This is a genomic window from Enterovibrio sp. QJM3NY_24 (assembly GCF_057786035.1).
In genome coordinates this window covers 1,757,339-1,770,879 of the sequence record NZ_CM173519.1, presented here as the reverse complement: position 1 = coordinate 1,770,879, position 13,541 = coordinate 1,757,339, and the positions used below count along the sequence as shown (strand labels likewise).

The 13,541-nt window shown below is 47.1% G+C and carries 13 protein-coding genes; 4 read left to right on the top strand and 9 right to left on the bottom strand.

The genetic code is table 11. The features are described 5' to 3' along the window. Positions 1-50 precede the first annotated feature (50 nt). Together AC3CIC_RS07800 and AC3CIC_RS07795 are read left to right on the top strand one after the other, a co-directional pair. A complete protein-coding gene (locus tag AC3CIC_RS07800; RefSeq protein WP_016962193.1) occupies positions 51-740 on the top strand; it encodes a DUF3334 family protein in 690 nt (229 codons plus the stop codon). A 75-nt stretch (positions 741-815) separates the two neighbouring features. Next, positions 816-1,283, top strand: a complete 468-nt coding sequence (locus tag AC3CIC_RS07795) for a hypothetical protein (RefSeq protein ID WP_488515839.1) — start codon at positions 816-818, stop codon at positions 1,281-1,283. Between the two features lie 108 nt (positions 1,284-1,391). Here the strand turns inward: AC3CIC_RS07795 and fruA are convergent, their stop codons facing one another. From fruA to fruB, 3 genes are read right to left on the bottom strand one after another with little or no spacing between them, the layout of a single operon-like run. Continuing rightward, entirely contained in the window at positions 1,392-3,131 is a 1,740-nt protein-coding gene (fruA, locus tag AC3CIC_RS07790) for a PTS fructose transporter subunit IIBC (RefSeq protein WP_488515838.1), read from the bottom strand. After that, positions 3,128-4,096 (bottom strand): 1-phosphofructokinase, encoded by a 969-nt coding sequence (gene pfkB / locus AC3CIC_RS07785; protein ID WP_371733254.1) that lies wholly within the window; start codon positions 4,094-4,096, stop codon positions 3,128-3,130. Before pfkB ends, fruA begins: the two co-directional genes overlap by 4 nt. A 3-nt stretch (positions 4,097-4,099) precedes the next feature. After that, positions 4,100-5,215: a fused PTS fructose transporter subunit IIA/HPr protein gene (fruB, locus tag AC3CIC_RS07780; protein ID WP_488515837.1), complete on the bottom strand. Its 1,116-nt coding sequence runs from the start codon at positions 5,213-5,215 to the stop codon at positions 4,100-4,102. A 246-nt stretch (positions 5,216-5,461) separates the two neighbouring features. Between fruB and cra the strand changes: the two genes are divergently transcribed. Next, positions 5,462-6,442 (top strand): catabolite repressor/activator, encoded by a 981-nt coding sequence (cra, locus tag AC3CIC_RS07775; RefSeq protein ID WP_394211269.1) that lies wholly within the window; start codon positions 5,462-5,464, stop codon positions 6,440-6,442. Positions 6,443-6,611: 169 nt separating this feature from the next. After that, the gene (locus AC3CIC_RS07770) at positions 6,612-6,968 is read left to right on the top strand and encodes a YibL family ribosome-associated protein (protein WP_488515836.1); all 357 of its coding nucleotides are present in this window, start codon (positions 6,612-6,614) and stop codon (positions 6,966-6,968) included. A 207-nt stretch (positions 6,969-7,175) separates the two neighbouring features. Here the strand turns inward: AC3CIC_RS07770 and AC3CIC_RS07765 are convergent, their stop codons facing one another. The 6 genes from AC3CIC_RS07765 to AC3CIC_RS07740 all read right to left on the bottom strand — a co-directional run bounded on the left by AC3CIC_RS07765 (position 7,176) and on the right by AC3CIC_RS07740 (position 13,271). Next, the gene (locus AC3CIC_RS07765) at positions 7,176-7,412 is read right to left on the bottom strand and encodes a hypothetical protein (RefSeq protein WP_488515835.1); all 237 of its coding nucleotides are present in this window, start codon (positions 7,410-7,412) and stop codon (positions 7,176-7,178) included. A gap of 13 nt (positions 7,413-7,425) precedes the next feature. Continuing rightward, positions 7,426-7,749 (bottom strand): hypothetical protein, encoded by a 324-nt coding sequence (locus tag AC3CIC_RS07760; RefSeq protein ID WP_017002872.1) that lies wholly within the window; start codon positions 7,747-7,749, stop codon positions 7,426-7,428. A 141-nt stretch (positions 7,750-7,890) separates the two neighbouring features. Next, positions 7,891-8,766, bottom strand: coding sequence for an aldo/keto reductase (locus AC3CIC_RS07755; RefSeq protein ID WP_488515834.1), 876 nt, complete (start codon positions 8,764-8,766; stop codon positions 7,891-7,893). A 275-nt stretch (positions 8,767-9,041) separates the two neighbouring features. Continuing rightward, positions 9,042-10,160, bottom strand: a complete 1,119-nt coding sequence (locus tag AC3CIC_RS07750; protein ID WP_488515833.1) for a lipocalin-like domain-containing protein — start codon at positions 10,158-10,160, stop codon at positions 9,042-9,044. Continuing rightward, positions 10,160-12,619, bottom strand: a complete 2,460-nt coding sequence (locus tag AC3CIC_RS07745; protein WP_488515832.1) for an ABC transporter permease — start codon at positions 12,617-12,619, stop codon at positions 10,160-10,162. Before AC3CIC_RS07745 ends, AC3CIC_RS07750 begins: the two co-directional genes overlap by 1 nt. Next, on the bottom strand, positions 12,600-13,271 hold the full coding sequence (locus tag AC3CIC_RS07740) for an ABC transporter ATP-binding protein (protein ID WP_016962212.1): 672 nt from the start codon (positions 13,269-13,271) through the stop codon (positions 12,600-12,602). Before AC3CIC_RS07740 ends, AC3CIC_RS07745 begins: the two co-directional genes overlap by 20 nt. Between the last annotated feature and the right edge of the window lie 270 nt (positions 13,272-13,541).

Genomic DNA, 13,541 nt, shown 5'->3' with positions numbered 1-13,541 from the left:
GTGCCACAATTGACGAGATAATTTTAAAAAAAAGAACGAGCGAGTTATTTATGAGAAAAACTAAAGTTGTGACCACGGAAGACATCCTACTGAAGCTTTGTAAGTCTGTTACTTCCGTGCTTTCGAAAGCAACAGATTCACCTGTTCACTACTCTGCCATGGTTCAGAAAATCACTAAAACCAGTTTGAAGCCTGATTTTGGCTGCTTCGTTCTCTTTGACGGCGGTTTTTCTGGTCTTGTGGTCATTAATTTCGACGCGAAAGCGGCACTTGAGCTCTACACCAAGTACATGTCGCACATGGGTATTCCAGAGGAAGAATTAGCCACTCTTCATACGTCTGACGAGGTAGCTGATGTGCTTGGCGAGTTAATGAATCAAATGGTGGGTGACTTCACGGGTAAAATAAAACGTTCGCTTCAAACCAACATTACCCAAAATCAGCCAAAAATGATGGCAATCAACAAAAACATTAATGTCACTGTTGATAGCAATATCGATCGCCCTCAGGCTCGCAGAGTGAGCTTTAGCACCGAAGATAACAATATTTTCTACCTCGAGCTTTCCATGGAGAGAACGGAGTTCATCCAACTCGAAGAATTTGAAGAAGCGGAAGAACTCAACCCTGACGATATTCTCGAGACAGAAATTGCCAAACAGCTAGAAGGCAAAGATTCAAAGAAATCCAATAGTAAGCCGCAGCAAGAAACCAATTCATTGATGGATGACCTCGGCATTTAATCTATTCACAACGGCGCAATTTGTCGTTGTGATGATTGATTGCCCATGCTCCTCAACGAGCCAAGGAGCGAGCAAATGGACGCAGCAAACATTTGGTTAGAAGATATCAAGTCATGGTATAGCGAAGGTAAAAGTTCCGGTGTCAATGGGTTGGCAAACCTCATTACGAATACGCCCTCAGTCCTTTTCGCTCCACCGATTAGCCAAACACAAAGCGATGCCATCGCTTATTTTGTCGATGGCTGTGAAAAACTACAGCGTCTTCATCAAAGCGAAGGCCGCATAGATGAAGCTTATAATTATTTGCAGTTTTGCTATGCGAAACTTCAAAGTTTGGCTTCTCATGCTGATGTCGAAAAAGAGGTTAAACGCTGGAGCCTAAAGAAACTCGACACGCTCATTGTGGGAATGATGGAATTTTGCCAACAACAGCAAGATAACGCTTGGATAAAAGAAAGTGAGGTATTGGTCGAGCTTCATGTTGCTTTTATGCAAGGACAAAACGGCCTCAACCTTTATCAATCTCACCGCTCATTTCGCTAGCAAATTGTCAGATTTGCTCGCGTAAATTGCGCGGAAAATAGATATATACAAAAAGAGTCGGCACATTGGCCGACTCTTTTATTTCCCGCTTTAACTATCTGTCAGATATTAAGCTTGTTGAGCGACAACCTGCGGCTCTTCACTGCGTTTCAGCACGGCATACAGAACACCAGTTACCACAGTACCGGCGGCGATAGCACCTAAATACAGGAGTACAGGGGTAATCGCATTCGGGATAAACAGAACAAATATTCCGCCGTGTGGTGCCATCAGTTTTGCCCCAACCAGCATCGACAAAGCACCCGTCAATGCCCCACCCGCCATACACGCTGGAATCACTCGCATGGGATCACGCGCGGCAAACGGAATGGCACCTTCAGAGATAAAGCACATTCCGAGGACAAATGACGCTTTGCCCGCTTCTCGCTCTTGCGCTGAAAATCGGCTTCTTGCTAACCACGTCGCAAGGCCCATCCCCATTGCCGGCACCATACCTGCCGCCATCACTGCCGCCATCGGCGTATACGTTTGAGACGCCAGCAGACCCACACCAAAAGTGTATGCTGCCTTGTTAACCGGGCCACCCAAGTCAAAGCACATCATCGCGCCAAGAATCACACCCAATAGCACGGCGTTAGTGGAACCCATACTGTTTAAAAATTCGGTCAGGCTATTCATGATGCCAGCAACAGGACCACCGACAACGAAGATCATCACAAGGCCAGTGATCAAGCTCGCCACCAATGGAATAATCAGTATTGGCTTCAATGCCGCCATGGAATCAGGTAGTTCGAGTTTGTCAGCGATGAACTTTGCCGTGTAACCCGCCAAGAAGCCTGCAACAATACCGCCTAGGAAACCGGCACCTGTTGAACTTGCAAGCATACCGCCAATCAAACCCGGCGCTAAGCCCGGACGGTCTGCAATCGAGAATGCAATGAAACCGGCCAGCACAGGCACCATCAATGCAAACGCACTTGCGCCACCAATTTCCATTAACGCCGCAGCCAACGTACCTTGCTCTTTAAACGCTTCGATGCCAAACACAAACGAAAGCGCAATACACAAACCACCCGCTACAACCAATGGCAGCATGTGAGATACACCTGTCATCAAGTGTTTGTAAGCGCCAGTGCGCTCATTCTTATTGGCGCTATCAGATTTCGTGCCACCGTGCTTATACACTGCCGCTTGATCAAAGGCGTTAGCCAGTTCTTGTTTGGTCTTTTTTAAGGCCGCACTGGTACTGGTGCGATATACGCGTTTGCCATCAAAGCGGGCCATGTCCACTTCGATATCTGCGCCAATAAACACCAAATCTGCCTGCGCAATTTCTTCATCGGTCAGTTGGTTTTTGGCGCCAACAGAGCCACGGGTTTCAATTTTCACCCACATGCTCTGCGCTTTGGCTTCTTCCTCAATGGCTTCAGCGGCCATAAAAGTATGCGCTACACCGGTTGGACACGCCGTAATGCCGACGATACGAATTTTTGCAGAGGCAACCTTGTCAGCATCAGTCGCTGGCGCAATATCTTTATGTGCGTAAACTTTCGCATTTGACGCTGCATTTTCTATCAATTGCGTTGAACTGCTATAGCATTCGTCAAGTGAGGCCTGATAAACCTTCTTGCCATTAAAGCGTGCCATGTCAGAAACAGGACCGACTGCGATGATTAAGTCTGCGGACTCAATATCCGATGCAGAGGCCTTCTGTACTGCTTTCACTGTGTTTTGGCATTCTATCGTTGCTTTCCACTTCAGCGCTGCCGCTGCTTTTTCCAGCATGCCTGCCGCGATGATAGTGTTTGCAATACCGCTTGGGCACGATGTAATAATGACTGCTTTCATCTTTCTACCCCTGTTTCATGATTTGCTTCTAACCGTTTTACGCTTATCTCGTTTTGCAGCGCTTCTACTTGATAAATATCCGACACGCCGACATTAATCTGTGTCACGGCGAGCGCGGATAGCGCCGTTGCAAAACTGAGTGCCTGTTCTTTTTCCCATTGATTAAGCTCAGCCCAGCACAGTCCTGCAACTAAGGTGTCCCCGGCACCGACGGTGCTGACAACCTCCATTCGAGGAGGCTGACTAGCAAACCATTCGCCCTCGCTACACCACAACACACCGTCTGCCCCGCGAGAAATGACCACATTTTGAATGCCTGTTGCCGCCAATGCAGAGCCTGCATCCTGCAGGGATTGGTAATCATTGAGTTCTCGTCCTGCCCACTGTGAAAGCTCTTCATCATTCGGTTTCACCAACCATGGAGACGCTTTCAGCCCCTCAACAAGTGCTGCATTGCTGCTGTCAAAGAACACTTTTTTGCCTTTCTCTCGCAGGGCGGCAATCCAGCCATGTAAATGAGCTGGAGTGACGCCAACAGGAAGGCTGCCAGCAATCACGAAGAGATCATTGGTTTTAGCCAATTCAAACAAGGTATTTTCGAATGCCTGCAATGAGGCCAGATCAACCGTGACTCCTGGGAAGTTCAAGTCCGTCACTCGTCCAGTGTCTTCAACTAGCTTCACGTTGATACGCGATGCGCCTGACACACGAATAAATCTGTCTTCAATGCCGAGTTGTTCAAACAAATGTGCGAAAGGGTCTTGGTTGTCATCGCCTAAGAAGCCCGTTACCGTGACTTTCGCGCCAAGCTCTGCAAGCACCTTAGCGACATTCACGCCTTTGCCGCCTGGGTTGAGGTTTGATGAATTGATTAAGTTAACGAATCCCGCTTTGAGTGTTCCCATGCTTCCGGTCATATCCAGTGCAGGGTTAAGCGTTACGGTTACCACGCCATTGTTTTTCATTTATCAGCCCTCACCCAAACCATTAGCTATCGCTTCGCCAATCGCATCTATTGCTTGCAGGGCATCAACGCCATCAGCCGTAAACTCAAGGTCATGCCCGTGCTTAACGCCTAACGCGATGACTTTCATCAAGCTTTTAGCGTTGACTTGCTTACTTTCAGAACTGACATTGGCCACCCAAATTTGTGAATCGAATTTTTTAGCGACACTCACCAACATTGCGCCAGGTCGCGCATGCAAACCGTGGGCGTTTTTAATCTTGAACGTATGACTGATACCCGCCTGACGCACTTCCGTCAGTGCTTTAATCACATCTTCAGCAGTGCTCGCAAACAGATCGTTGGTTTTTCCATTGAACAAAAGTGCACTGAGGTTATTCAATATTTCAACGTGTGCTGCACCTGACGCCGCAATAGCAATCAGCCCTTTCACCGGTTTGCTTTCCACGTCAAATGGCATGTGTACCGAAATGAAAGACAAGGCAGGTCGGTTTACGCCATTTTCGGATGAAGCGAGCCATAGCCCCTGCCCTAAATACGTGGCAGGTTTTACGAGCAAATCTGCAATGTAATCTTCATTCACCGCGTTTGCGTGCTTAAGTTTGCCCGCCGTGACCGCGAGTAATGAAATCAGGTCAGAGCCAGGAAAATCAACAGTGACCACAGAGTCATCAAAAAGAAGTCCTTTTTGCCCTTCACCGTTTAATATCGCCAGCACATCAGCCGCAGACACCGCGCTCTTCAGCGCATCTTCAACACTATCTGCAGACAACACATGGGTAAGTTGTTTCAAAATGCCTAAGTGCTCATCCGATTTCGCAGCAATACCAATAGCAAGATAAACCGTGTTGCCATCGCCCCAATCAACACCTTCGGCAAAATGATGAATCTGTACGCCAGTTTCCTTCACCAAGTCTCGCGTGTCTGTGGTGCCGTGCGGAATCGCAATGCCATTGCCGAGAAACGTCGAATTTTGCGCTTCTCGCGCAAGCATGCCTACATCGTAGCCTTCAGCAACAAGACCTTTATTTACCAAGTCTTTTGCAATATTACTGATCGCTTTTTGTTTATTATTCGCCTGCTTACCCAGGAGAATATCGCTTGGTGTGAGTTCCAACATTTTGCCTACCTCTGCCGTTAGGTGAATCATGCTCACCGGCTTTTACATACCTTGTTTATCCTTTCTCACCCACAAGCTGAATCGTTTCAGCAAGCAGGTCAAAAAAAGGGCTCCGCGCACATTTTTAAACATGCTGAAACCTTTCAGCTATTGATGCTGAATCCTTTCAGCTTATAATGCAAAGAATGATTATGATCCAATTTGCGTTTTTTTGATCACGCGCACAGAGTACGGAAATGAAAAACAATGAAGCTAGATGAAATTGCAAAGTTGGCAGGCGTTTCTCGTACCACGGCAAGCTATGTGATCAATGGAAAATCGGCCAAGTACCGCATTAGCGAACGCACACAGCAAAAGGTCATGGCGGTTGTGAATGAACATAACTATCGCCCAGACCATGCAGCCAGTGCATTACGCGCAGGAACCAGCCGTTCTTTTGGCCTTGTGATCCCCGATTTAGAGAACACCAGTTACGCCAAAATTGCCAAACTTCTAGAGCGAGACGCTAGGCAGGCAGGCTATCAACTTATCATTAGTTGCTCTGACGACAACCCTACAACAGAAATGCAGGTAGCCAACACGCTGCTCAGTCGAAAGATTGATGCCTTGATTGTTGCCTCCTCATTGCCTGCGGACAATGACTTCTACCCTGCCATTCAATCTTCAGGCACACCTGTCATCGCCATTGACCGAGCATTGGATGATGAATATTTCGCCTGTGTCATTAGCGAAGATCTCGAAGGGGCATTCGCCCTGACAGAAAAATTGATGGAAGAGAACGTTAAATCGATTGGCTTGATTGGTGCAGTCCCAGAGTTGGGCGTATCGAAGGAGCGCGAACAGGGCTTTCTCTCCGCGGCAAGTCAAGCAGGTGTTGCCACACAAGTGATTCACGGAGACCATTTCAGCCAAGAAGAAGGTAAGCGTTTGATGCTGTGCTGGTACGAGAATAACCTGTTACCCGATGCCGTGGTTACTACCTCTTATGCACTATTTGAAGGTGTACTTGATGCTATTCTCGTTCATCCCGACATTGCTAATCACACGAAATTTGCCACTTTTGGTGACAACCGCATGCTCGATTTCATCCCGATGAAAGTGCAATCTTTGCCACAGCAGTTTGAATTGATCAGTGAACATGCATTAGAACTCACCCTCAATGCCATTGCAGGCCGCTACCAACAAGGTGTGGAAGTAGTACCAAGAAAGCCGAAGTGGCGCATATGAGCCAAAAGGCAAAGAAATAGCGGCGGAAGAGGCTTAAGATCACATTTATTGAAAAAGACAAAACACTTACTGGTATACTCTTCCGCATTAAACAAAAGACAGATCAACGTCCTAAAACAGACCTTTCTTTAAAGGCATCTGAAAAGGCATGTTCAAAAAAGGCAGAGCCATGAATTTAAAAACCACAATACAAGAAGACAATAAGCAGCTTGATTTTTGTCGCCGTCACCTAGAAGTGGCCAACTTGACAAAAAACCACGAAGAAATTTCGAAACTGACTAATGAAATCAACACATTAACGCTTAAGATTTCCGAAGCTAAGTCGCAGCAACAAACTCATCTAAGTGCAAAAGCACAAAAAATCGTTGCTTTGAACTTCAATCGTGTTTTATCAAAAACCGAACAAGCCGACATGGGCAAATTGAAGAAATCTGTACGCGGCCTAATGGTTGTGCATCCAATGACTGCATTGGGTAAAGAAATCGGTGTTACAGAAGTAACAGGCTACGCACACAAGCCATTCTAATCGACCCATTATTTGCAGTGAGAATCCATCGTGCGACGCTGGGTTCTCGCTCTCTTGGCTCGTTGAAACTAATAATCCAACTCAAACAACGCGATCTTTTCAGCATCACTGTCTTCGCGACACCCTCGAAAATCAACAACGCATCCAAACAAAAAAAGCGCCAACTCTCGTCAACGCTTTTCAAAAGCTTGTGTAGCTATAGATCATTTACTTGGCGATGTTAAAGAAAGCACCGTCCTTACAAGTAAAGGTATAGTATTTCTCGCGTTCCATGTACTTCTCGAAGCCTTGACCTTCACAGTAGGTGGCGTTCAGGTCTGTCGAAATGTTCAATCGACTGTCAACAACACGTTGATCAGGGTTTGGCATAGATTCTGCCGTTTCAATCGAAGAGCAACCTGCCATTGACGCGGCAATGACCGCCATCACCATTATTTTTTTCATTGTTATTCTCGCTTTATAAAACGTAATTGGAACCATCGCTACAAGAGAGTTTCACTTCGCCAGCTTCGCTCGACACAAAATCACGAATGCCCATGCTTGAACAATACACCCTGTCCATTTCGACTATGTCATCCAGAGAAATGTCACCACGAATGATGTATGAACTTCCGCTATGACACATTACACGCAGGCCATCAACGGTTTGTGAAAACGCTTTGGCGCTGTCGCTATGACAAAGCTTTATCGCTGCTTCAATACGTTCGTCTACAGGATCCGGTGACGAAGTGCAGGCCGCAAGCGACAAAGCAAACCCTAAGGTTAGAATTGGCTTAATCATTAGACTATTTCCATGTTTACTTTATTGTCAGCCGTGACGACATCACAACATATTCAACACATTAGCACAGCCTAACTGACGGATGTAGCCCTGCACCCTATATATCCCTGAGTAACGTTAAGATCGGGGTTGAGCACCCTCTCACTGAGGAAGAAGCAACTGAAGGTTGGACTTAAGCCTGCCCGGCGTTGACGCTGCCGTGACGGGGGTTATGCCGTAGTCAGCAATGGTTTTCAGCACCAAGGCTGAAGGCGTTGAACCATATTCTTCAGCTTGCGCTTGAATGTCGTCAAGCATGGCACAATTCAACAAATTGTCGTAATTCTCAGGGAGATCATCTGCGGAGAATTCATAGCATCCATCCAGTAATGGGCTGTAGCCAATAATCTCTGGTTTAAAGTCTAGCGACTTTAATGTGCCAAAAAGATGTTCATTGAGGATCACTTGCGGACCAAAATTCGCCCCCGGATTAGGCGAAATGATCGAGTATCGATATTGAGCATAATCGAATGGCCTAAGTTGATGTTGTTCAATCACATCAACGAGCTCTAACACCCGCAATTCTTTATAGTTTGAAATGCCCAACTGTCTGACAATCCCTTCGTCCACCAAGGATGACAGTGTTTTCCAAGTATCGAGTAATGGCACGTTTAAGTCATCCACGTGCGCGTACAACACATCAAGATAATCGGTGTTGAGTCGTGTTAGTGTTTTGTCCAATGAGCGTTTGATATTGTCGGGAGAAAGACCGTCTAATTTGTCATAAGTGAATCCATCGACGGATTGAGCCCCTATTTTCGTCATCAACTCAACACGCTTTCTGTCTTTGACTTGCAGCCATTGTCCTAATACGGTTTCGCTTTCGTCCCCTTTCCCATCGGGGTGCCAACACGCATAATTATTGGCAGTATCTAAGCGACTGCCCCCCATTTCCAGAAAAGCATCAAGTACCGCGAAGCTGTCGTCTTTATTTGTGTAGGTACCGAATTTGGCCGTACCTAAAATAATGGGAAACATTCTGCCACATCCTCCACAGCCCATACTCACAGTGAACATTGAGATAGGCATGTTGCACTATTGTTAAATTGCTTTATAACAATAGCCTTTGTCTGTGTTTACAACCATTGAACGAGTCGATATTCATTCTAATCTCCGTCTAAAACAACAGATAAACGCGATAAAGAGTGATATTCAGATGATGATGACGTGGTTAAATATGAGGGATGAACTGCGCGATTCTTGAGATCATATATTGGAAGATAACTGCGCGCTGCTTAGCGCACACCTGCATGCTAATAGCCCGTTGCTTCCATGAACCCGACGCCTGTCGAAGAGCCCGCTACATTAATGGGGCCTTCCCAGTATGGAAAGGCGAACGGCAACCAATTGTTAGCGTTCACCGGAGACGTGGTTATTGTCATGTCTTCGTCCGCTATCTGAATTTGCCACTCGGTTGGCAAATGGCGTCCGGTAGGCATTTTTGAGAACGACGTAGGCACCATGTTGATGTCATCATGATCCAAAGTACGCGTGCTACCATCAGCGGCAGTTAGTGAGCCAAAACGATACGGTCCCTGCTCACTTCGTACCTGTACCACCATCAACGACTGGCCATCGTCCAACTGGAGTGAAAACCAATCCCAGCCTCGCTGATCGTCACTTAGGGCTTGTGTGCTCCACTCGCGATCTACCCAGCCTTTTCCGCTGACCTCGATATTCTCGCCATTAATGGTCACTGTGCCCTCAAATGCCACAGCAGGAACACTGAAGTAGTAGGAAGCGACATCTTTTGTCGCATGCTTTCGGCTATAACCTTGGTCGCCTTGCATGATTTCAGCTTGGCTCTGAACCATATTAAGATTAAAGCTGAAATCATTGTCTTGTGCGGTGAGCTCTGCAGGAAAAGGGGCGGCTGTTTGACTGCGCCATTCCCAGTTATCGAGCCAAGCATTGAACGGTTTGCTCGTCACACCTGTTTGACCAATGCCCCCTCGCGCAAATCGCTCAGCGGCAAACGTCTCAGTTTTTGTCGTCAATACCGCATGGGCCATAAACACATGTGTGTTATCCCATCTATCGCCTTGCTGTGCTGACAGCGCCGTGCGAAACAATGTCCACTGGACACCGTATTGGTTACCTTGCTTGTCACTTACGTTCGCTGTGACATACCACCATTCTTGTCTAAAATCGTCATGCTTGCCGTAGTCAGTTGGAAATGACAGACGATGCCCCGGTTTAACCGTTGAAAAACCGTCGCCGTCGCTCGCCACCAGCATATCAACCGCCAAACTATTTGGCACTTCGTCGTGAAGGAGTACAGAGCCAAACAATGCTAGTACACACAGTAAAACCACCGAACTCCAGCCGATGATTGTCAGCATAAAAGGTTGAGGTTTATCATCATCCCGCATTACTGTGCGTCCCTGAATGAGAGAATGGCAGACCGCTTGATGAGGCGCCAAACTGGCCACCCTCCAGCGACGAGAAGCGTTAACAACGCCCCGCCAAGTGTGGTCATATAACTAAACGGAAAATAGGACACTGACATTGTCCAGCCAAATGAATACTTCAGCACAATGTTGATCAATACCTCTGCGATAAGCAGACCCAACGGCAAGGCAAACAACGCAGAGAACAAGCCAATTAACATTAACTGGCCTCCACCTAAGAACGCCAATTCTCGGCCAGAAATTCCCATGTATCGTAGAAGCGAGTATTGACGCTGTCGTGACAGTTCGGTGGCTAGCGTGGAGAAGAACAGGCCACAAATAGCAATGATCAATGTCAGGGTACATAGCGTGTCCGTGACAAGGAACGTTCTATCGAAAATACGCATGACCCTTGCCAAAATTTCACGCTGATTACTTACCTGCGTTTCCTGCAACCCAAATTGGTTTCGCATGTTTTCGACCAACTGTGTTTCATCAACACCGTCTTTAAGCAGCGCTGCAACGCCAACCCGCCCTTCTTCATGCATCCAAGGAATTAGTGACGATCGGTTTGAAATCATCACTTGGCTGTATGGGTTACCGTAATCAAAATAGATACCTGCAACCTTCCAACCGTCACCAAATGGCGTTGGCAAGTTAATGCTATCGCCAGGGTGAACATCGAATTTCATCGCCAACGATTCACTCAACAGAATTCGTTTACTTTGATGCAGATGAGCCCAGTAATCCGGTATTGCTACTTTCAGTGCAAGCGCTTCACGTTCTTCCTTGCTGGTGCCAATAGAGTAAATTTCTACTACACCTTGAGCGGTATCAATTTCATGTCGCCACTGCACCAAGCTTTGATCAACATCCTCTTGGGCTTCTAGCCACTCAGACAGTTGTTCTGCGACCACTTTATCGGGGCGGATATAGATATCAGCAGCTAGACGTTGCTGTAACCAGCCTTCAGTTGTACTCCGAAAGCTGCCCACCATGGTTTCCATACCAATATTGGTCGCAATGGCCATCATAAATGCCATGGCAGCAATACCACGATAAGTGAGGCTTGCTGATGCATCCGATAAGAACCACCGTAGTCGGGCAATCTTGATTTTTTCAGAGATCAGTACGAAGGTTTTCCACATCAAAAATGGCAACAACAAACCGCCACTAATGAGGATTAACGCTATTAGCGTAAAACCTTGAGCCTGACTTTGAGGGGCACTATAAACCCCCATCGCCACGACGATGAAAATGGCGGCAACAATGGCTTGCCAACGGAATTCAGCGTTGGAAAAACGCACCAATGACATACGCTTAGAAAGACGAGCAGGCGGCGTGGTTAGCAAGCGATATAACGGCCAGCCTGAGGCCAGAATGAAGCCGCAAACACCTAGAAGGAAGCTATAGAAGCCCCACTCCCATTGCCAATTCAATGTGAGGTCAACGTTAGCACCATAAAGATCGCTCAGTGTCGTTGCAACGGTGGGGATAAGCTTTTGAGCAAGAAATAATCCAACAATGTTACCGCTGATCAAGCCCAGCATTAACCAAACGAGCATTTCCCCGGCAACGACCCAAGCCAGTGATTTTCTACCAACACCTAGTTGGCGCATAATGCCAACCAAAGGCTGACGCTGTGCCATCGACAACGATATTGCTTGATAGAATATAAACAAACCTACCACGAATGCTAACAACCCCATGGCAAACAAATTAAGGTGGAACGCCCGCGTTAATGGGCCAAGCTCGGCGGTTTCGGTACGAGAGAGCGTCATGGTTGGCAGCAAGAATTCACGCAATTCATCACGCTTGGCTTTGTCCATTTCACCGCAGTAAATCAGCGCAAAACCCGAGTGATCAGATAACTGGCGAATAACCGAGATATCACCAAAAAGCCGTGTACCTGCACCGATTTGGCCGCCGTCCATCATTTTAAGGGGGCCAATTTCCTTGCCGTCTTGCAAGACCAGCTTCTGGCCTTCAGTCCAACCAAAGTGATTCGCCAATTCACTGCTTACCCATTGCACACCCAATCCTTCACTAAGAGGTAAGGCACTCAAGGAAGACGTTGGATTGGCGGCATTGAAAGCAAACATCGCAATGGTATCGACGCCCATTAGTTGAATGTCTTGGTCATCCTCTGTGGACGTTCTATGAAGATCGACGGGTACACATTGATTGAACCCTTCTTTTCGCATTGAAATGTAGAGTTGTTCATCAATGCGTTTTCCACGCTCGCGGTGATGCAACACATACGGGAAAGGATTGGTAAAAAGGTTAGCGCCTTTTTTGTAACTGGTCTGTGCATGCTGGTTTATCGACATGACGCCCACCAACAAAGCGACGCCTAGGGTTAGCCCTAGCCATACCAATAAAACCTGAAACGGATGACGGCGATAATGCCCTATGAGTGCTTTAGCTACGGGTACGTACATTCAACACGCCCCCTTGCAGCGTGACACGCTGCCCTAAATAATCCGCCACTTTTTCACTGTGGGTGACCACCAATAACGTGCAATCCAGTGTTTTGGTAAGAGTCGTAAGAAGGCGCATTACTGCATCGGCGTTGCGTTCATCCAAGCTGCCGGTAGGTTCATCAGCCAGCAAAATTTTAGGTTCCATGTACAAAGCACGGGCTATTGCCGCGCGTTGCTGCTGACCACCGGAGATTTCTTCAGGATAACGCCCCAACAAGGGCATAAGATCTAGCGCTGAAATGATTTGACGCCAAAGACTGTCGTCTTCATGCAGGCCTTTTAATTGACGACAAAAGCGAATGTTATCCGCTACCGTCAAGGTAGGAAGAAGGTTGTATTGTTGGAATACCATACCGATGTAGTGACGCCGGTAACGTGTACGTTCGCTTTCTGACAAAGCATGAATGGCTGCGTTATCAATCCAGACTTGTCCCGAGTCGGGGTTGTCTAAACCACCAATCAGGTTAAGCAAGGTACTTTTCCCCGATCCACTTTCGCCCATCAGCGCAACTTGGTCGTTGTTCGCTAAAGACAACTCAGCGCCTTGCAAAACAGGATGGAACTCTCCCCCATCAAGGTATCCTTTGCAAAGTCCAAAAAGCTCTAACATTTAAACCCCTAACAATGTCCATTTATCGACACACGGACGAGACCCGCAACGATTGGTCAAGCAATTTACCCCAATATCAATCGTCAAGAAAGTTATTTGAATCAAGTGCTCACTTTGACAAACAAACTCTCACACAGATCGAACAGTTTCATTCAACATTCTTTCAATGCCCCTTCCTGCCTGCGTTTAGGGCAATGAAGCGCTGCCACGTCTCGTTTGCGAGGCAATTGAATGATATGGTTATTTCCCTGACACTGCTCTGACATTACC